The 16,937-nt window shown below is 60.6% G+C and carries 18 protein-coding genes and 1 pseudogene; 12 read left to right on the top strand and 7 right to left on the bottom strand.

Going from position 1 to position 16,937, the window contains the following annotated elements:
- Positions 1-176: pseudogene (locus AC1DXW_RS26285) on the bottom strand (IS5/IS1182 family transposase); the annotation flags it as partial.
- Positions 177-680: 504 nt separating this feature from the next.
- On the opposite strand from AC1DXW_RS26285, the gene AC1DXW_RS26280 reads away from it, so the two are divergent.
- Positions 681-1,052 (top strand): fe2+ zn2+ uptake regulation protein, encoded by a 372-nt coding sequence (locus AC1DXW_RS26280; RefSeq protein WP_477760647.1) that lies wholly within the window; start codon positions 681-683, stop codon positions 1,050-1,052.
- An 8-nt stretch (positions 1,053-1,060) separates the two neighbouring features.
- Here AC1DXW_RS26280 and AC1DXW_RS26275 read toward each other — a convergent pair whose 3' ends face one another.
- Positions 1,061-1,249 carry a hypothetical protein gene (locus tag AC1DXW_RS26275; RefSeq protein ID WP_477760646.1) on the bottom strand — a complete coding sequence of 63 codons (189 nt, stop codon included), beginning with the start codon at positions 1,247-1,249 and terminating at the stop codon, positions 1,061-1,063.
- A 156-nt stretch (positions 1,250-1,405) separates the two neighbouring features.
- Here AC1DXW_RS26275 and AC1DXW_RS26270 point away from each other — a divergent pair, with 156 nt between their 5' ends.
- Entirely contained in the window at positions 1,406-1,543 is a 138-nt protein-coding gene (locus AC1DXW_RS26270) for a hypothetical protein (protein ID WP_477756232.1), read from the top strand.
- Between the two features lie 7 nt (positions 1,544-1,550).
- On the opposite strand, the gene AC1DXW_RS26265 is transcribed toward AC1DXW_RS26270, so the two are convergent.
- Positions 1,551-2,474: a LysR family transcriptional regulator gene (locus AC1DXW_RS26265; protein ID WP_477756233.1), complete on the bottom strand. Its 924-nt coding sequence runs from the start codon at positions 2,472-2,474 to the stop codon at positions 1,551-1,553.
- Between the two features lie 117 nt (positions 2,475-2,591).
- Between AC1DXW_RS26265 and AC1DXW_RS26260 the strand changes: the two genes are divergently transcribed.
- Positions 2,592-3,587: an aldo/keto reductase gene (locus AC1DXW_RS26260; RefSeq protein ID WP_477756234.1), complete on the top strand. Its 996-nt coding sequence runs from the start codon at positions 2,592-2,594 to the stop codon at positions 3,585-3,587.
- Positions 3,588-3,634: 47 nt separating this feature from the next.
- Here the strand turns inward: AC1DXW_RS26260 and AC1DXW_RS26255 are convergent, their stop codons facing one another.
- Entirely contained in the window at positions 3,635-4,165 is a 531-nt protein-coding gene (locus AC1DXW_RS26255; RefSeq protein WP_477756235.1) for a hypothetical protein, read from the bottom strand.
- Between the two features lie 384 nt (positions 4,166-4,549).
- Here AC1DXW_RS26255 and AC1DXW_RS26250 point away from each other — a divergent pair, with 384 nt between their 5' ends.
- The 7 genes from AC1DXW_RS26250 (at position 4,550) to AC1DXW_RS26220 (ending at position 9,767) form a co-directional block, all read left to right on the top strand.
- The gene (locus AC1DXW_RS26250; RefSeq protein WP_477756236.1) at positions 4,550-4,996 is read left to right on the top strand and encodes a DUF411 domain-containing protein; all 447 of its coding nucleotides are present in this window, start codon (positions 4,550-4,552) and stop codon (positions 4,994-4,996) included.
- A complete protein-coding gene (locus AC1DXW_RS26245; protein ID WP_477756237.1) occupies positions 4,996-5,430 on the top strand; it encodes a YqaA family protein in 435 nt (144 codons plus the stop codon). Before AC1DXW_RS26250 ends, AC1DXW_RS26245 begins: the two co-directional genes overlap by 1 nt.
- An 83-nt stretch (positions 5,431-5,513) precedes the next feature.
- Positions 5,514-6,539, top strand: coding sequence for an alpha/beta fold hydrolase (locus tag AC1DXW_RS26240; RefSeq protein WP_477760645.1), 1,026 nt, complete (start codon positions 5,514-5,516; stop codon positions 6,537-6,539).
- A 13-nt stretch (positions 6,540-6,552) separates the two neighbouring features.
- Positions 6,553-7,506: a D-2-hydroxyacid dehydrogenase family protein gene (locus AC1DXW_RS26235; RefSeq protein WP_477760644.1), complete on the top strand. Its 954-nt coding sequence runs from the start codon at positions 6,553-6,555 to the stop codon at positions 7,504-7,506.
- Between the two features lie 408 nt (positions 7,507-7,914).
- Positions 7,915-8,457, top strand: a complete 543-nt coding sequence (locus AC1DXW_RS26230) for a tetratricopeptide repeat protein (RefSeq protein ID WP_477754687.1) — start codon at positions 7,915-7,917, stop codon at positions 8,455-8,457.
- A gap of 66 nt (positions 8,458-8,523) precedes the next feature.
- Positions 8,524-9,006, top strand: a complete 483-nt coding sequence (locus AC1DXW_RS26225) for an RNA polymerase sigma factor (protein WP_477754690.1) — start codon at positions 8,524-8,526, stop codon at positions 9,004-9,006.
- The gene (locus AC1DXW_RS26220) at positions 9,006-9,767 is read left to right on the top strand and encodes an anti-sigma factor (RefSeq protein ID WP_477754686.1); all 762 of its coding nucleotides are present in this window, start codon (positions 9,006-9,008) and stop codon (positions 9,765-9,767) included. Before AC1DXW_RS26225 ends, AC1DXW_RS26220 begins: the two co-directional genes overlap by 1 nt.
- A gap of 45 nt (positions 9,768-9,812) precedes the next feature.
- Here AC1DXW_RS26220 and AC1DXW_RS26215 read toward each other — a convergent pair whose 3' ends face one another.
- The 3 genes from AC1DXW_RS26215 to AC1DXW_RS26205 form a co-directional block, all read right to left on the bottom strand.
- On the bottom strand, positions 9,813-10,088 hold the full coding sequence (locus AC1DXW_RS26215) for a hypothetical protein (RefSeq protein ID WP_477754685.1): 276 nt from the start codon (positions 10,086-10,088) through the stop codon (positions 9,813-9,815).
- Positions 10,089-10,198: 110 nt separating this feature from the next.
- Positions 10,199-11,500 (bottom strand): ATP-binding protein, encoded by a 1,302-nt coding sequence (locus tag AC1DXW_RS26210; protein ID WP_477754684.1) that lies wholly within the window; start codon positions 11,498-11,500, stop codon positions 10,199-10,201.
- Between the two features lie 4 nt (positions 11,501-11,504).
- Positions 11,505-12,206 (bottom strand): response regulator, encoded by a 702-nt coding sequence (locus tag AC1DXW_RS26205; RefSeq protein ID WP_007970971.1) that lies wholly within the window; start codon positions 12,204-12,206, stop codon positions 11,505-11,507.
- Positions 12,207-12,499: 293 nt separating this feature from the next.
- Between AC1DXW_RS26205 and AC1DXW_RS26200 the strand changes: the two genes are divergently transcribed.
- Complete coding sequence (locus tag AC1DXW_RS26200; RefSeq protein WP_477754682.1) at positions 12,500-13,657, top strand: efflux RND transporter periplasmic adaptor subunit; 1,158 nt, start codon at positions 12,500-12,502, stop codon at positions 13,655-13,657.
- Positions 13,658-13,672: 15 nt separating this feature from the next.
- A complete protein-coding gene (locus AC1DXW_RS26195; RefSeq protein ID WP_477754681.1) occupies positions 13,673-16,771 on the top strand; it encodes a multidrug efflux RND transporter permease subunit in 3,099 nt (1,032 codons plus the stop codon).
- Positions 16,772-16,937: the final 166 nt, after the last annotated feature.

The raw sequence follows: 16,937 nt of genomic DNA, 5'->3' as shown, positions 1-16,937 counted from the left end.
GCCGGTCGGCCAGTTTCAGCAGGGACAGCGCTTTCAAAACCCAAGGTGATCAGGTCGAGTTCATCCACGAAGACATCGACAACGCGCACCGGATTAGTGTCGCTGACGTAATCGTCCAGGCTCTCGGGGAGCAGGGTCCTTTGACCTCGGTGTTCACCTTGAATGAAGCGTTTCATGGGCAGCCCTTGCGATGAAATCCGGGGCAATCATAGCAAGGGTTGGCTTTGGCGTTTTGACACACTCTGGGCCATGGATGGCCGATGGCGGCGGGCCCACGGAGCAGGACCGGAGCGAGGGGATGCCGAGCCACGGCGAGGCACCGAATGTAAGGGGCAAAGCGCTTTGGTTACTTTCGCGCTTTTCGAAAGTGACCCGCCGTCAGGGCGGAACCCTAAGTGGCCGTTACCGCAGCAATGAATATGTACACCAGGAAGAAAATGCTCGGCCGTCAGGTCGCCATCGCTGGCAAGCCAGCTCCTACAGGTATCGGTATTCCCCGGGATTGCGTGAAGAACCAAAATTTAGGGTTTTACCGCGCATCGGCACGTGGACTGACAGGTTGATCACGCGACGGTGACAAATTTTCTACATTTGAGCCTTCATGATTTGCGCTGCTCATGCGTCTAGTCTTGCAAGAGCGTCCACTTTTTCCTGATCAGGCTCTGAAAAGGAGTTTTGCAATGTACAACTCGCAACTGCCAATGGACGGTAGCAATGCGCCAAAGGGTACTTCCATGGGAGTCGGCGTATTCGAGCCGCGTACCGATCGTCAGCGCAACGAACGGATCAGGATCCTGCTCAAAAGCTTTGGCCTGCGCACCAGCCTGATCCGCCTGAAAGTCATCGATGCCCTGCTGACGGCCGCCGAAAGCGACCGCAGCCTTGGCGTGCGCGGCGTGCACAGCCAATTGCTGGACCTGGACATTCCCTTGTCGTTTCTCAGCGTGCGTGAAGTGCTCAAGCGCTTGTGCAGCGAAGGCGTGATTGTCCTCAATCCCGACAAAAGCTACAGCCTGCATCCCCAGGCTGCTGCCATTCTGCGCAACCAGTGATTGAATGATCAGGGCTTGACCTTGCGGCGCATCACGCCATTGACGACCACCACGACCACCGCCACGCCGATGGCGATGTACTGGAACATTTTTTCGCTGATGACGCCGGTGTTCTGCAACCAGGAAAGGCCAAACATGATCCCCAGCACCACCAGGGAGATCAGAATCGAGTATTTCAAACGTTGCGACTGAGTCATTGCGGGTTCCTGAATCTGAAAATGTATCCGGTTTGTATCGATACGCATGCCAAGTGCCTACCCTGTTTCGGGGATAAACAACTACAAGCGGGGTCTCATGTTACAGCCGATGAAGAGTTTTAGCTTCATAACGGCAATAACCATGAGGACTTTCACATGTTGCGTCGAATCACATTGCTGATGCCTCTGCTCGCCATCCTGAGCTTGAGCGGTTGCATTGTTTTCCCCCACGGGGGCTGGCACCACGATCACCACTACGACCATGGCGGACCGGGTTACTACCAACATCGTTAACAGCTATTCAACGTCCTGAATCCTTTCGATAGAAGTCATTGCCGGGCTGGGCACACAACTCAACCAGCCAATCGACAAACACACGCACACGCCGGGATAACTGGCGGTGCGGCGGATAAAGCGCCGTCATCGGCATGCCCGGTGGCGGCACTTCCCCAAGCACTTCACGCAATCGCCCCTCCTGCAGTTGCCGTGCGACGTGATAGTACGGCGTCTGCACCAGCCCATATCCGGCCTCGCACGCTGCCAGATAACCATCGGCACTGTTGACCGCCACCTGCTTGGGCAGATCGACCGACTGCACCTGGCCATCCACGACAAACTCCAGCCCATAGCGTTTTGCGTTGCTGGAGATGTACTCGACCATCCGGTGCCCGTCCAGGTCGTCCAAGGTATGGGGCGTTCCGTGCCGCTGCAGGTAGTCAGGACTGGCACAGGTCACCTGATCCATCATCACCAGCGGCCGTGCCACCAGTGAATCGTCCAGCGTCGAGCCACCGCGCAAGACACAATCGACACCTTCGCGAATCAGGTCCACCGGCCGGTCATTCAAACCTATTTCCAGCTCGATCAAGGGATAGCGGGCCGTGAATTGCGGCAGCGCCGGAATCACTACCAGGCGCCCCACTCCCGCCGGCATGTCCACCCGCAACAAGCCCTTGGGATTGTGGCGCGCCGCGCTGAACACCGCTTCGGTCTCTTCAAGATCCGCCAGCAAGCGCACGCAACGCGGGTAATAGGCCGCACCGTCGAGCGTCAGGCTGATCTGCCGCGTGGTGCGTTGCAGCAGTTGCACCCCCAGATGTGCCTCCAGTTGCTTGATCAGGATAGTCACCGAGGCCCGGGGCAATTGCAGGCTGTCGGCGGCCCTGGCAAAGCCACCGAGTTCGACGATTCGGGTAAAGACGCGCATGGCGTTGAAACGGTCCATTGCTGGCTCCACCGGCAGATTGTTTAGATTTAACGAATAGTGATAGCCGTTTTAGCCGGTTTATCTTGTTTCTGTCGAGGCGAACAATGGCGATTCATTTCACAGGGAGCTGATTTCATGCACACACGTCAATTGGGAAAAAACGGTCCGCAGGTGTCGGCCATCGGCCTGGGCTGCATGGGCATGACCGATTTCTACACCACCGGCACCGACACCCGGGAAGCCACGGCCACCTTGCATCGTGCGCTGGAACTGGGCGTCAACCTGCTCGATACCGCCGACATGTACGGCCCGCACACCAATGAAGAACTGATCGGCAAGGCCATCGCCGGCAAGCGCGACCAGGTGTTCCTGGCCAGCAAGTTCGGGATCGTTCGCGACCCGGCCAACCCCACTGCCCGGGGCGTCAACGGTCGGCCGGAATACATTCGCCAGTCCATCGACGGCAGCTTGAAGCGCCTGGGCGTGGACACCCTCGACCTGTATTACCAGCACCGAATCGACCCACAGGTGGCTATCGAGGAAACCGTCGGCGCCATGGCCGAACTGGTCAGTGCCGGCAAGGTGCGTTACCTGGGATTGAGCGAGGCATCGGTGGCGACCCTGGAACGGGCACACAAGGTTCATCCGATCAGTGCGTTGCAAAGTGAATATTCATTGTGGAGCCGTGACCAGGAGGAAAACGGTTGCCTGGCGGCCTGCCAGCGCCTTGGCGTCGCCTTTGTGCCTTATAGCCCGTTGGGCCGAGGCTTTCTGACCGGCGCGTTGAAAAGTCCGGATGATTTCGCGGCGGACGACTACCGTCGCTTCAGCCCGCGATTCCAGGGCGAAAACTTCGCGAAAAACCTGCTACTGGTGCAGCAAGTGCAGGCGCTGGCGGCGGAAAAGGGCGTGACGGCGGGCCAACTGGCGCTGGCATGGGTGCTGGCCCAAGGCGACTACCTGATTCCGATTCCGGGCACCAAACAACGTAAATACCTGGAAGAAAACGTGGCCGCACTGCAGGTGACGCTAAGCGCCGAAGAACTGCAAGCGCTGGAGGCGGTCTTTGCAGCGAATGCCACCGCAGGCCTGCGTTATCCGGAAGAAGTCATGAAACTGCTCGACCGCTAAGGGTTGCCGGCCCGCTCGATGAACCGGGCGGGCCGGGCAACATGGCGTCAGGCCTCTTCCGAGAGAACACTGCCGGGCCTCACCATGGGGCCGTTGTTCTTGCCGTAGGTTTCCAGGTTTTGCAGCACGTAGATCGCTTTTTTGAACTCGGGAACCAGGTAGTTGGCGTACTTGTTACCCTTGAGATTGTTATTCTGGATGTTCTCCAGTTGCGTAGCGAAATATTCCAGTGCATTGAACTTCGCATCAGGGTCCTTGATGCCAAACCGGTCGAACTTGTCACCGGCATTGCTCAACGTGACCGCCGTCACATCACTGATCAGGCCCCGCTCTTTCAGAAAGACACTGAGACTGCCCATGGACTTGACTGAAATATCAGTAGGATCAAAACCCTTCATCTGCTTGCGCAATTTCATCTTGTCCATCTTGACYGTATCCAGCTCGACTGGATTGTTGCCCACCAGGTCAAGCATCTGCCTGACCTTGACGCTCTGGGGAACAGGCTTTGATCTGCTGGCGGTATCTCGAACCAACAGGCCCGCTTTCGCAGTCCAGGCGCCGGTATAACCGATAGTCATTGAAAACTCCTTGCTTGACCAAGTTAGGAGGTCAGGAGTATCGGCCGGAGCACTTGAGGCCACCAAACTTTAATTCGGAGTTTTAACAATTCTCGTACAATTCAGATACATGCTGTAAAACTTCTTGTTTATTGGGTATTAGCACCTTGAAGAATGGTCCTTCAGACTTTTCTTACATGACGACTAGTTGGTTTTCATCAACACCGATACTTATCCTCGGCATTTCAACCTGACGATTTTGTAATGCGCCCCTCATCTGCCTGACAGCGATGATCTACCATCATCTAACAGCGGATCTTTGTAGCAATTAGAAACACTCCTTGAATACCCGACCAATAAAAAGGGTCAAAATGCGTTTTTTTGCCCGTTAGCCGAGACGAACCCATGCGAAACCCTCTGCGTCTGATCGCCCTGAGCGTCCTGTTCATGTCCTCCCTGGCCCAGGCCGCCGACCTCATCCCGATCGAGGTTCATCGCGACGCCAACTGTGGCTGCTGCAAAAAATGGATCACTCATCTGCAGGCCAATGGCTTCAAGGTCGAAGACCACGTCGAAGCCAACATGAGTGAGTTCAAGCAACAGCATGGTGTGCCGCCGCGCCTGGCGTCGTGCCACACCGCGTTGATCAACGGCAAATTCGTTGAGGGTCATGTCCCGGCCGACCAGGTCCTGGCCCTGAGCAAGCGCGACGATCTGCTGGGCGTCGCCGCCCCCGGCATGCCCATGGGTTCGCCCGGCATGGAAATGGACGGCATGAGCGATGCCTATCAGGTCATTGGCCTGAAAAAGGATGGCACTGACGTGGTGGTTGCGGATTACCCCGCCCATTGATGTCCAGCGCGTACCTCGGGCTGTTTTTCGCGGCATTCGGTGCCGCCACGCTGCTGCCGTTGCAATCCGAAGCCGTGCTGGTGGGACTGTTGCTCAGCGATCGGTATTGGCTCTGGGCACTGCTGGCAGTGGCAACGTGCGGCAACGTTCTGGGGTCGCTGCTTAACTGGTGGCTGGGGCGCGGGATCGAGCGGTTCCGCGACCGGCGCTGGTTTCCGGTAGGCCCCCGACACCTGGAAAAAGCCCGGCTGCATTACCAACGCTACGGCCATTGGTCATTGCTGCTCAGCTGGTTGCCGGTGATCGGCGATCCGCTGACGCTGGTCGCCGGGGTCATGCGCGAACCGCTGGGGCGCTTCCTGCTGATCGTCACCCTGGCCAAAGGCGCCCGCTACGGCGTGCTGGCCATGGCGACATTGTACTGGATGGGTTGAACCATCAAGGGCAGCGATTGCCTGTGTTTAATGTCGCCCTAATCGAGTCGACCCAGCATGCGGATTTTCTATGGAGCTCTCCCATGTCACGCCCTCTCTCCCGCTGGTTACCCGGCCTGCTGCTGACCGCCACCCTGCCCATTATCGCCCACGCCGAAGGACCGGCATACGGCCCCCAATTGCAAGGTTTCGACTACCCCTACACGCTCAAGCACTTCGCCTTTGAATCCCAGGGCCAATCCCTGCAAATGGGTTACATGGACGTCGCCGCCCACGGCAAGGCCAATGGTCGCAGCGTGGTGCTGATGCACGGCAAGAATTTCTGCGGTGCCACCTGGGACAGCTCGATCAAAGCCCTCAGCGACGCCGGTTATCGAGTCATCGCCCCGGACCAGATCGGCTTCTGCACCTCCAGCAAACCGGCGCACTATCAGTACAGCTTCCAGCAACTGGCGACGAACACCCAGCAATTGCTCAAGGCCCTGGGCATCCAGAAAGCCACCCTGCTGGGGCACTCCACCGGCGGCATGCTCGCCACCCGCTATGCCTTGCAATACCCCGAACAGGTCGAGCAACTGGCGCTGGTCAACCCCATCGGCCTGGAAGACTGGAAAGCCCTCGGTGTGCCCTATCGCACCGTTGACCAATGGTACGAACGCGAACTCAAACTCAGCGCCGACGGTATCCGCAACTACGAACGCACCACCTATTACGGCGGCCGCTGGAAGCCGGAATTCGATCGCTGGGTCGACATGCTCGCCGGCCTGAACAAAGGCCCGGGGCATATGCAAGTCGCGTGGAACTCGGCGCTGATCTACGACATGATCTTCACCCAACCGGTGTACTACGAATTCAAGGACCTGAAAGTGCCGACCCTGCTGTTGATCGGAACGTCCGACACTACCGCCATCGGCAGTGACATCGCCTCCCCCGAAATCAAGGCGAAGCTCGGGCACTACGAGGTCCTCGGCAAACAGGTGGCCAAGCTGATTCCCCAGTCCACGCTGGTCGAATTCCCTGGCATGGGCCACGCGCCACAGATGGAAGAACCGGCACAATTCCACCAGGCCCTGCTCGCCTGGCTGAACAAGACCAACCCCGTGCGTTGAAGAGGAAAGGCTGATGCCTGTGCAGATTGCAGTGCTTGATGATTGGCAGGATGTGGCGCGGGATGTGGTGGACTGGTCGGCGCTGGACAGCGTCGGCCAGGTGAGTTTTCTCCATGATTACCCCTCCGATAACCCAACCCTGGCCGAGCGCCTCGCCGGGTTCGAGGTGATCTGCGTGATGCGCGAGCGCACCCGTTTCGATGAAGACCTGCTGCGCCGCCTGCCGAAGCTCAAACTGCTGGTGACCGGCGGCATGCGCAACGCCGCCCTGGACCTGAAAACCGCCGCCGCGCGGGGCATACAGGTCAGCGGCACCGACAGCTACAAACACGCCGCACCGGAGCTGACCTGGGCGCTGATCATGGCCGCAACCCGCAATCTGGTGGTCGAAGCCAATGCCCTGCGTGCCGGCCAATGGCAACAAGGCCTGGGAGGCGACCTGCATGGCAAGACGCTGGCCATCCTCGGCCTGGGCAGCATCGGCCAGCGCGTCGCGCAGTTCGGTCAGGTGTTCGGCATGCGCGTGATCGCCTGGAGTGAAAACCTCACGGCCGAACGAGCAGCACAAGTCGGTGTGACCCATGTCAGCAAGCAGGAACTGTTCGAACAGGCCGACGTGCTGTCGGTGCACCTGGTGCTCAGCGACCGCAGTCGGGGCCTGGTGGACGCGCAAGCATTGGGCTGGATGAAACCCACGGCGCTGCTGGTGAACACCGCTCGCGGACCGATTGTCGATGAAGCGGCACTGATCAAGGCGCTGCAGAAACAACGGCTGGCCGGTGCCGCCCTGGACGTCTTCGAGCAGGAGCCGCTCCCTGCGCACCATCCGTTCCGGACCCTGGACAACGTGCTGGCAACACCCCATGTCGGGTACGTGAGCCAACAGAACTATCAGCTGTTTTTCTCGCAAATGATCGAGGACATTCAAGCCTGGGCGGCGGGCACACCGATTCGTCCGCTGGGTTGATAGCTCGTCACCATGCTTCGTTGGAGCACCGCCCAGATCTTGTATTCGACGAAATTCCTATGTGGGAGCGAGCCTGCTCGCGATAGCGGTGTATCAGTCGACATCAAAGTTGAATGACACTCCGCATCGCGAGCAAGCTCGCTCCCACAGGGATCTTCAGCGCACATAAAGCTGTGTAAGGCACAAAACCATGCCTGCGCCCCGATATGAGCTTTCCTTGAAAACAACGCAAGATCGCAGTGAATAATTGTTCATGCTGCGGTGTTCTCATGACATCAACCATGAGCATGAGATTGCCGGGGCAGTCAGGCCCCTTCAATTGTTCAAGCCGTTGGCTGGCTCAACCTTGCGCTGCCTCTGGCGGGGCGCGACCTGATCTGAAACGCCTGAACCTGTGGAGCAAAGCCCATGAATATTCGTTTTGCCGTTCTGATGACCCCGCTGTTGCTGACCGTTGCGTTGTCCGGCTCCCTCGTCCTGGCCAACGGTGGCGGCGGCGGTGACGACATGCCCACCAGACCCACCTGCCCGAAAGGTCAAGTGCTGGATACCCGATCGAATCGGTGCGTCAGGCAGGCCAGCAACCTGGTGCCGGACGAAGACCGCACCAACTATGCCTGGCAACTGGCCAAGGACGGACGTTACGAAGAGGCCCTGGCCCTGCTCGACACGCTGAAACAGCCAAATACAGCAAAAGCACTGAACTATCGCGGCTACGCCACGCGTAAACTGGGACGCACCGACGAAGGCATCGGCTATTACCTGCAATCGGTGAAGCTCGACCCGCAATACGCGCAAGTCCGCGAATACCTCGGCGAGGCCTATGTGATCAAAGGCCGGCTGGATCTCGCGCAGGAACAACTGCAGCAGATCAAATCCATTTGCGGCAGCACTCAATGCGAGGAGTACCAGGACCTGGCCGAAGCCATCAACGACTCATCGAAAACCTGAAAACCTGAGCGGACGGAGGTCGCCATCGCCAGCGATCAGACAATACGAACGGAACTGAACCAGCATCTGGCGCGTTTATGGCGCTACGGCCTGCTGTTGTCCCGTCAACGGCATGTTGCCGATGACCTGGTGCAGGCCACCTGCGTGCGGGCGTTGGAGCGGGCCGGGCAATTCGTGGAGGGAACGCGCATGGACCGCTGGCTGCTGAGCATTCTGCATTCGATCTGGCTCAACGAAATCCGCGCCCAGCGGGTGCGTCAGGGTCAGGGTCAGGTGGATGCCGATGAGGCCTTGTCGTTCGATGGTGAATCCGTGGCCCAGACCCATGTGTTGGCGGCACAGGTCATCCGTCGCGTCGATGCGTTGCCCGAGACCCAGCGCGAAACAGTGTTTCTCGCCTACGTCGAGGGCTTGTCCTACCGCGAAGTCGCCGACGTGCTGCAAGTGCCCATCGGCACGGTGATGAGTCGCCTGGCCGCCGCCCGGGCGAAACTGGCCGAATATCCACCGTTGCACACGGTGCCGCACCCTTACCGAGGAGAACATTGATGAGCGCGAGAACCTCGGACGAACAACTGGTGGCTTACCTCGACAACCAACTCGATGCCGAGCAGCGCTCGCACATCGACGCGGCCATCATCGCCGACCCGATGCTCGGCCTGCGCCTGCAATGGCTGGATCGCAGCAGCCTGCCGTTCAAGGACGCCTACGATGAATTGGCCCGGCAGGCGCCGGTGGATCGTCTGCAAGCCATGCTCGCGACGATGCCCTCGCCCGTCCGCCCCGGGCTCAACCGGCGCTGGTTCCTTGCCGCCGCGGCCGCACTGTTGGCCGGCGGCGTGCTGGCGGACCGGTTGTTCCTCGGCTGGCAAGCGAGCCAGCAGACCCACAACTGGCGCGGCCTGGTGGCCGATTACATGGCGCTCTACGTGCCGGAAACCCTGGATCATTTACCCGCTGATGAGGCCGCCCAGCGGGCACAACTGCGGACCATCGATGCGCGCCTGGGCCTGGACCTCGCGCCGGCAAAACTGAGCCTGCCACGTGCCGAGTTCAAGCGCGCGCAAATCCTCGAGTACGACGGTGTGCCGATCGCCCAGATCACCTACCTCGATCCGGCGCACGGCCCCATGGCGCTGTGCGTCACCCGCTCCAACAGCGGCAGCCGCCATTTCGCCCGGGAACAGCGGCGCGAGCTGAACATCGTGTATTGGGCTGACATGGAACACGCCTGGATGCTGATCGGGCATCAACCGATGACGGATCTGGAGGAGATGGCGAAGTTGTTGCGCAGTCGGTTGAGCGCTTGAAGCACAGACAATGGCTTGCGGGATCGAAAAAGACCCCGCAAGCCATCAAGTTGTCCAGATATCGACGCCCACCCTCTCAAGGTCGTGTGCCCTCGGCAGCTCTCCGTCAGCCCCCTTCGACATCGTATATTTCACTGCATCGCCAACAAGAAAACAGGCGCGACCCTCTGCGGTGATGTTGGGTCCAATCCTGATCGCCAATCTGCTATAGCCGCCATCGGGCAGGACCATCGCGAATTTTGTCGACACACTCTCGACTTTGACGTCCCGGATTGCACTGATCGTGCCTCGCCCGCTGATTTTTATTGTTGGCGCGTTCATTCTTCTCCTCCAGCCTACCGCCTTCTCTTGAGGTCGCAGACCAATGAAACGCGCAAGCGCAGCGTCTTGCTACTGTCAAAACTGACAGAAGAAGCTGCCGCTCGTCGTAATCAAGCCGAAGTCGGCAACCACAAGCGAAAGCGCGCCCCACCCAGCGGCGAGGCTTCCACCGTCAGCGTGCCACCCTGCGCCTCCAGTGCGCGGCGGCTGATCGCCAGCCCCAGACCAAATCCGCCAGTGGCGCGGTCGCGGCTGCGGTCGAGGCGGTAGAACGGCTCGAAGATCCGCTCACGCTCGTCATCCGGAATGCCGATGCCGTCATCGTCGACCCAGATCTCACAGCCGCCGGCATACACCTGCACACCGATCTGGATTCGTTTTTCGCAATAGCGCATGGCGTTGCGCAGCAGGTTTTGCAGGGCACGGGCGGTCAGGCGCGGGTCAAGGCTGAAGCGTTCGAGCTGGCCGTGCAGCAGCACGTCGATGACGATTTCCGGGGATTCCAGCTCTTCATCGACGCTACCAAGGATGCTGTCGATGAACTCATCCAGCGACACCTCGACCTGCTCCGGCAGTTGCGCCGGGTTTTGCAGGCGACTGTAGGACAGCAACTCCAGCACCAATTCATCGAGTTCCCGAATGTGCGCCACCAGGCTTTGCAGGCGCTCGCGACTGGCCGCCGGCAAGTCGTCGGACAGCGCCAGCGCCAGGCCGAAATCCAGGCGCGTCAGTGGGGTGCGCAACTCGTGGGACACCGCATTGAGCAAGTCCCGCTGCTGGTTGAGCAGGTTCTCGATGTCGCCGGCCATGGTGTCGAAAACGCTGGCCAGGCTGCCGATGTTGGAACTCGGGGAAATTTGCGTGCGCTCGCTCAAGTGGCCCTTGCCAAAGCGTTCGGCCGCGCCCTTGAGGCGTTCCAGATCACGCCAGTGCGGGCGCAGCCACAGCAACAGACACGCGAGCATGGTCGCGCCGATCAGCACGTTGATGCTCCAGTACAACAGGTTGACGTCCAGCGGATCGGGTGGCACGACCATTTGCACCACGGTGCGCTCATTCAGCGGTGCGACCGCCAGCGTGCGCCAGCCCCAGTCTCCGACGCGCACGACGTTCTCGCCGCGGCGCAAGCGCTGCTGTTCATCAGGCGTCAGGCTGCTGTCGTCATTGCCACTGAGCACGATGTGCAGTGGATTGAAGTCCTTGTCCATTTCAGCCGCCAGGGCTGTCCACTGCTCGGCCGGTGCTGCGTGAAACTGTTTGACGATCAGCGTTTGCAACCCGCGGGAGTAATCGAGGTTGTAGGTGACAAAGCGCTCGTGGAACACCTTGACCACCAGATCCGGCACCAGATAGATCGCCGCACTGAATGAAACGATGGTCACCAGGTACAAACGAAAGAGGATTCTGAACATCGGCTCAGCATTCCCATTCGGAACGGCTGAACAAGTACCCCTTGCCCCACACGGTCTTGATCTTGCGCGCCTCGCCGGCGTGGTCGTCGAATTTGCGCCGCAACTTGGAAATCGCTACGTCCACCGAACGGTCGGTGCCGTTGAACTCGATGCCGCGCAGGCGTTGCAGGATCTGGTCGCGACTCAACACCTCACCGGCATGCCGGGCCAGCACCACCAGCAGGTTGTACTCACCGCTGGACAGGTCCACCAATTGCTCGCGCCAGGTCACGGTGCGTTCGGACAAATCGATGCACAGGTTGCCCATCAGAATGCGGTCATTGGCGGTCTGCGGCTCGCTGAGGCTGCTGCGGCGCAACAAGGTTCGCACCCGGGCCAGCAGCACCCGCGGCTCACAGGGTTTGGTGACGTAGTCGTCGGCACCCATTTCCAGGCCCAGGACCTGGTCGTGGCTGTCGTCGCGGGCGGTGAGCATCAGGATCGGCAGGGTCGCCGAATCGGCGCGCAGCAGGCGACAGACTTGCAAGCCGTCAAGGCCAGGCAGCATCAGGTCGAGGATCACCAGGTCCGGCGGATTGAGCCGCGCACGTTCGCGCACATGGTCACCACGGCCGATCACGCTGACGGAATAACCGTTGCGCTCCAGGTAGCTGGCAATCAGTTCGGCGAGGGCGGTGTCGTCTTCGACCAGGAGGATGTTGGGCATTGGGTGTTTCCAGAAAGTGCTTTGGCGCCAGATACGCCGCCATCGCGAGCAAGCTCGCTCCCACAGTGGCCGGTGGTGTTCACAACATTTGTGTTCACATCAAATCCCTGTGGGAGCGAGCTTGCTCGCGATAGCAATCTATCTGGCGCAATAGAAATCAAGGACTGAAGGATATACGCCCTCACGCACACCTGAGTAAAACCCTTACACAATTTCACACAGCACCAACAAAGCTTCACCGCTACCCTCGCCGTCGCCCAGTAGGATGCTGGGAGTCTTTATTGGGGTATTACATGTCAAAGAATCTGCTTGCCAGGCTCAGTCTGATTGCTCTGGCGTTGACACTGGGTGCGTGTGACAAGTCCACGAATGCCGAGGAACAGGCGCCGCTGGCCACGGTTCGCATCGAGACCATCGAAGCGCGGCCACTGACCATCAGCAGTGAACTGAGCGGACGGATTGCTGCGCCGCGCATGGCCGAAGTGCGTGCCCGCGTGGCCGGCGTGGTCCTGCAGCGGACCTTCCGTGAAGGCAGTGACGTGAAACATGGCGATGTGTTGTTCCGCATCGACCCGGCGCCATTCAAGGCTGACCTGGACAGCGCCGAAGCGGCGTTGCGCAAGGCCGAGGCCAACGCGTTCCAGGCCAGATTGCAGGAACAGCGCTACGCCCAGTTGATCGACGACAAGGCCATCAGCGGTCAGGACTACGACAACGCCCGGGCCAACGCACGGCAGACCGCCGCCGACGTCGCCGCCAACAAGGCGGCGGTGGAGCGCGCCCGGTTGAACCTCGGTTATGCCACAGTCACGGCGCCGATTTCCGGGCGTATCGGTCGCGCACTGGTCACCGAAGGCGCGCTGGTCGGGCAGAACGAAACCACGCCGCTGGCGCTGATTCAGCAATTGAACCCGATTCACGCCGACCTGACCCAGTCCACCCGTGAACTCAACGAGCTGCGCCGCGCCTTCCGTTCCGGCCAGTTGCAGCAGGTCGGCCAGGACCAGGCCAAGGCCACGCTGATTCAGGATGACGGCAGCCTCTACCCGCTGCCGGGCAAAATGCTGTTCAGCGACATCAGCGTCGACCCGGGCACCGGCCAGATCATTCTGCGCAGTGAGTTCCCCAACCCCGACCTTGACTTGCTGCCGGGCAGTTTCGTGCGCGTGCGCCTGGAACAAGCGGTCAACCGGCAGGGCATCAGCGTGCCGCAACGGGCCATCCAGCGCGACAGCGCCGGCATCGCCCAGGTGCTGCTGCTCGACGGCGAACAGCGGGTCGGCCAGCAACCGGTCGAACTGGGCGCCGTGCAGAACGATCGCTGGATCGTCACCAGCGGCCTGAAAGCAGGCGACCGCATCGTCATCGAGGGCCTGCAGCACGCCCGCGTCGGCGAGAAAGTGCAGATCGACGACACCCCTCTTCCACTTGCCCAGGTGACTGGTCAGTAAGCAGGACGCTTTTTTATGCCGCAGTTCTTTATCGACCGCCCGGTGTTCGCCTGGGTGGTTGCCCTGTTCATCCTGCTGGCCGGTGCGCTGGCCATTCCACAACTGCCGGTGGCGCAATACCCCGATGTCGCGCCGCCACAAATCGAAATCTACGCGGTGTACCCGGGCGCTTCGGCGCAAACCGTGGACGAGAGCGTGGTCAGCCTGATCGAGGAAGAGCTCAACGGCGCCGATCACCTGCTGTATTTCGAATCCCAGAGCAGCCTCGGCAGCGCGACCATCAAGGCCACCTTCCAGCCGGGCACCAACCCGGAACTGGCTCAGGTCGATGTGCAGAACCGCCTGAAAGCCGTGGAGTCACGCCTGCCACAAGCGGTGATCCAGCAAGGTTTGCAGGTGGAGAAAGTCTCCTCCGGTTTCCTGCTGTTGATCACCCTCACCTCCAGCGACGGCAAACTCGACGACGTGGCGCTCAGCGATTACCTGGCGCGCAACGTGATGAACGAGGTCAAGCGTCTGGACGGCGTCGGCAAGGCGCAGCTGTACGGCGCCGAACGGGCGATGCGGATCTGGATCGACCCGCAGAAACTGCTCGCCTTCAACCTGACACCGGCGGACGTCAACACCGCCATCGTCGCGCAAAACGCCCAGGTGTCGGCAGGCAGCATCGGCGATCTGCCGACCCGCACCACCCAGGAAATCACCGCAACCATTCTGGTCAAGGGTCAGTTGTCGACCCCCGAAGAGTTTGCCGACATCGTCCTCAAGGCCAATGCGGACGGCTCGACCGTGCGCATCAGCGATGTGGCGCGGGTCGAGATCGGTAGCCAGGAATATCAGTTTTCCACGCGCCTGAACGGCAAGCCGTCCACCGCCGTCGCCGTGCAGTTGTCGCCCGGTGCCAACGCCCTGAACACCGCGACCCTGGTGCGGGCGAAGATGGATGAGCTGTCGCGCTACTTCCCGGCGAACGTCGAATACAAGATCCCATACGACACCTCGCCCTTCGTCAAAGTCTCGATCACCAAGGTCGTCTACACCCTCGGCGAGGCGATGTTGCTGGTGTTCGCGGTGATGTTCCTGTTCCTGCAAAACATCCGCTACACACTGATTCCGACGTTGGTAGTGCCGGTGGCGCTGATGGGCACCTTTGCAACGATGCTGGCGCTTGGATTTTCGATCAACGTGCTGACCATGTTCGGCATGGTGCTGGCCATCGGCATTCTGGTGGACGATGCCATCGTGGTGGTGGAGAACGTCGAGCGGATCATGGCCACCGAGGGCTTGTCACCCAAGGAAGCCACGCGCAAGGCCATGCGGCAGATCACCGGGGCCATCATCGGCATCACCCTGGTGCTGGTCGCGGTGTTCATTCCGATGGCGTTCATGCAGGGCTCGGTCGGAGTGATCTACCAGCAGTTCTCGCTGTCGATGGCCACGTCCATCCTGTTCTCGGCGTTCCTCGCCCTGACCTTGACCCCGGCCCTGTGCGCGACGTTGCTCAAGCCGATTGCCAAAGGCGAACACCACGAAAAGACCGGCTTCTTTGGCTGGTTCAACCGCCGCTTCGAGCAACTGACCGAACGCTATCAGGGCTGGGTGGCCTACGCGTTGAAACGCACCGGGCGCTACCTGCTGATCTACGGCGTGCTGCTGATCGGTCTGGGCTTGGCCTTCAGTCGCTTGCCCTCCTCGTTCCTGCCGGTGGAAGACCAGGGTTACACCATCACCGACATCCAGTTGCCACCGGGCGCGAGCAAGAACCGCACGGTACAGGTGGCCGAACAGGTTGAAGCGCACAACGCCGGGGAACAGGGCATTCGTGACAGCGTGGTGATTCTCGGATTCAGCTTCTCCGGCAGCGGGCAAAATGCGGCGCTGGCGTTCAGCACGCTCAAAGACTGGTCCGAGCGTGGCAGCGACGATTCGGCCAGCTCGATTGCCGACCGGGCCAACGTTGCCCTCAGCCAGATCAAGGACGCGGTGACATTTGCCGTACTGCCACCGCCCGTGGATGGCCTGGGTACATCCAGCGGATTCGAATTTCGCCTGCAGGATCGCGGCGGCCTCGGTCATGAGAAGTTGATGAAGGCTCGCACCGACCTACTCGCGGCGGCCGAAAAAAGCCCGATTCTGATGAACGTGCGCGAAAGCGCCCTGGCCGAGGCACCGCAGGTGCAACTGATCGTCGACCGCAAGCAGGCCAACGCGCTGGGTGTGTCCTTTGCCGACGTCGGCAACGTGCTGTCCACGGCCGTGGGCTCGGCCTACATCAACGACTTTCCCAATCAGGGGCGGATGCAGCGCGTCGTGGTGCAGGCCGAGGGCGACCAGCGCAGTCAGGTGGCTGACCTGCTGAAGATTCACGTGCGTAACACCCACGAAAAAATGGTGCCGTTGTCGGCCTTCGTGCAGGCCAAGTGGACTCAGGGCCCGGCGCAGTTGACCCGCTACAACGGCTACCCGGCGATCAGCATTTCCGGTGAACCGACCCCGGGCCACAGCACCGGTGAGGCCATGGCCGAGATCGAGCGGCTGGTGGCGCAAGGTCCGGCGGGCCTGGGCCAGGAATGGACCGGGTTGTCGTTGCAGGAACGGTTGTCCGGCAGCCAGGCACCGATCCTGCTTGGGCTGTCGCTGTTGATCGTGTTCCTGTGCCTGGCGGCGTTGTACGAGAGCTGGTCGATCCCGACCTCGGTGCTGCTGGTGGTGCCGCTGGGTGTGCTCGGCGCGGTGCTCGCGGTAACCTTGCGCGGGATGCCCAACGATGTGTTCTTCAAGGTCGGGCTGATCACCATCATCGGCCTGTCGGCAAAGAACGCGATCCTGATCATCGAGTTCGCCAAGAGCCTGTACGACGAAGGCCACGACCTGATCGATGCAACCCTGCAAGCGGCACGCCTGCGGTTGCGGCCGATTGTCATGACCTCACTGGCGTTCATTCTTGGCGTGGTGCCGCTGGCGTTGGCTACCGGCGCCAGTTCGGCGAGCCAGCAAGCCATCGGCACCGGGGTGATCGGCGGGATGATCACGGCGACCCTGGCCGTGGTGTTCGTGCCGGTGTTTTTTGTGGTGGTGATGAAGTTGGTGCGCAAGCGACATAAAAACACCTGACCCAACACCAGCCCCTGTGGGAGCGAGCTTGCTCGCGATGGCGCCTTGTCAGTCGATGACTGTGTTGACTGTCAGTCCGCTATCGCGAGCAAGCTCGCTCCCACAGGGGGGGCTCGGTGATTTCAAGATTGGGGTCACCTGGGCTAAGGTGTTGGCAAAGCCCCAA

Source organism: Pseudomonas sp. P4_C4 (assembly GCF_056402055.1).
This window is presented reverse-complemented; position numbering and strand designations above follow the sequence as displayed.

Excerpts from the sequence above, each read along its gene's own strand:
- AC1DXW_RS26250 (WP_477756236.1), top strand. The coding sequence starts at position 4,550 with ATGCGAAACCCTCTGCGTCTGATCGCCCTGAGCGTCCTGTTCATGTCC.
- AC1DXW_RS26265 (WP_477756233.1), bottom strand. The coding sequence starts at position 2,474 with ATGGACCGTTTCAACGCCATGCGCGTCTTTACCCGAATCGTCGAACTC.
- AC1DXW_RS26205 (WP_007970971.1), bottom strand. The coding sequence starts at position 12,206 with ATGCCCAACATCCTCCTGGTCGAAGACGACACCGCCCTCGCCGAACTG.
- AC1DXW_RS26215 (WP_477754685.1), bottom strand. The coding sequence starts at position 10,088 with ATGAACGCGCCAACAATAAAAATCAGCGGGCGAGGCACGATCAGTGCA.
- AC1DXW_RS26280 (WP_477760647.1), top strand. The coding sequence starts at position 681 with ATGTACAACTCGCAACTGCCAATGGACGGTAGCAATGCGCCAAAGGGT.
- AC1DXW_RS26275 (WP_477760646.1), bottom strand. The coding sequence starts at position 1,249 with ATGACTCAGTCGCAACGTTTGAAATACTCGATTCTGATCTCCCTGGTG.
- AC1DXW_RS26200 (WP_477754682.1), top strand. The coding sequence starts at position 12,500 with ATGTCAAAGAATCTGCTTGCCAGGCTCAGTCTGATTGCTCTGGCGTTG.
- AC1DXW_RS26260 (WP_477756234.1), top strand. The coding sequence starts at position 2,592 with ATGCACACACGTCAATTGGGAAAAAACGGTCCGCAGGTGTCGGCCATC.
- AC1DXW_RS26245 (WP_477756237.1), top strand. The coding sequence starts at position 4,996 with ATGTCCAGCGCGTACCTCGGGCTGTTTTTCGCGGCATTCGGTGCCGCC.
- AC1DXW_RS26235 (WP_477760644.1), top strand. The coding sequence starts at position 6,553 with ATGCCTGTGCAGATTGCAGTGCTTGATGATTGGCAGGATGTGGCGCGG.
- AC1DXW_RS26270 (WP_477756232.1), top strand. The coding sequence starts at position 1,406 with ATGTTGCGTCGAATCACATTGCTGATGCCTCTGCTCGCCATCCTGAGC.
- AC1DXW_RS26240 (WP_477760645.1), top strand. The coding sequence starts at position 5,514 with ATGTCACGCCCTCTCTCCCGCTGGTTACCCGGCCTGCTGCTGACCGCC.
- AC1DXW_RS26230 (WP_477754687.1), top strand. The coding sequence starts at position 7,915 with ATGAATATTCGTTTTGCCGTTCTGATGACCCCGCTGTTGCTGACCGTT.
- AC1DXW_RS26220 (WP_477754686.1), top strand. The coding sequence starts at position 9,006 with ATGAGCGCGAGAACCTCGGACGAACAACTGGTGGCTTACCTCGACAAC.
- AC1DXW_RS26210 (WP_477754684.1), bottom strand. The coding sequence starts at position 11,500 with ATGTTCAGAATCCTCTTTCGTTTGTACCTGGTGACCATCGTTTCATTC.
- AC1DXW_RS26195 (WP_477754681.1), top strand. The coding sequence starts at position 13,673 with ATGCCGCAGTTCTTTATCGACCGCCCGGTGTTCGCCTGGGTGGTTGCC.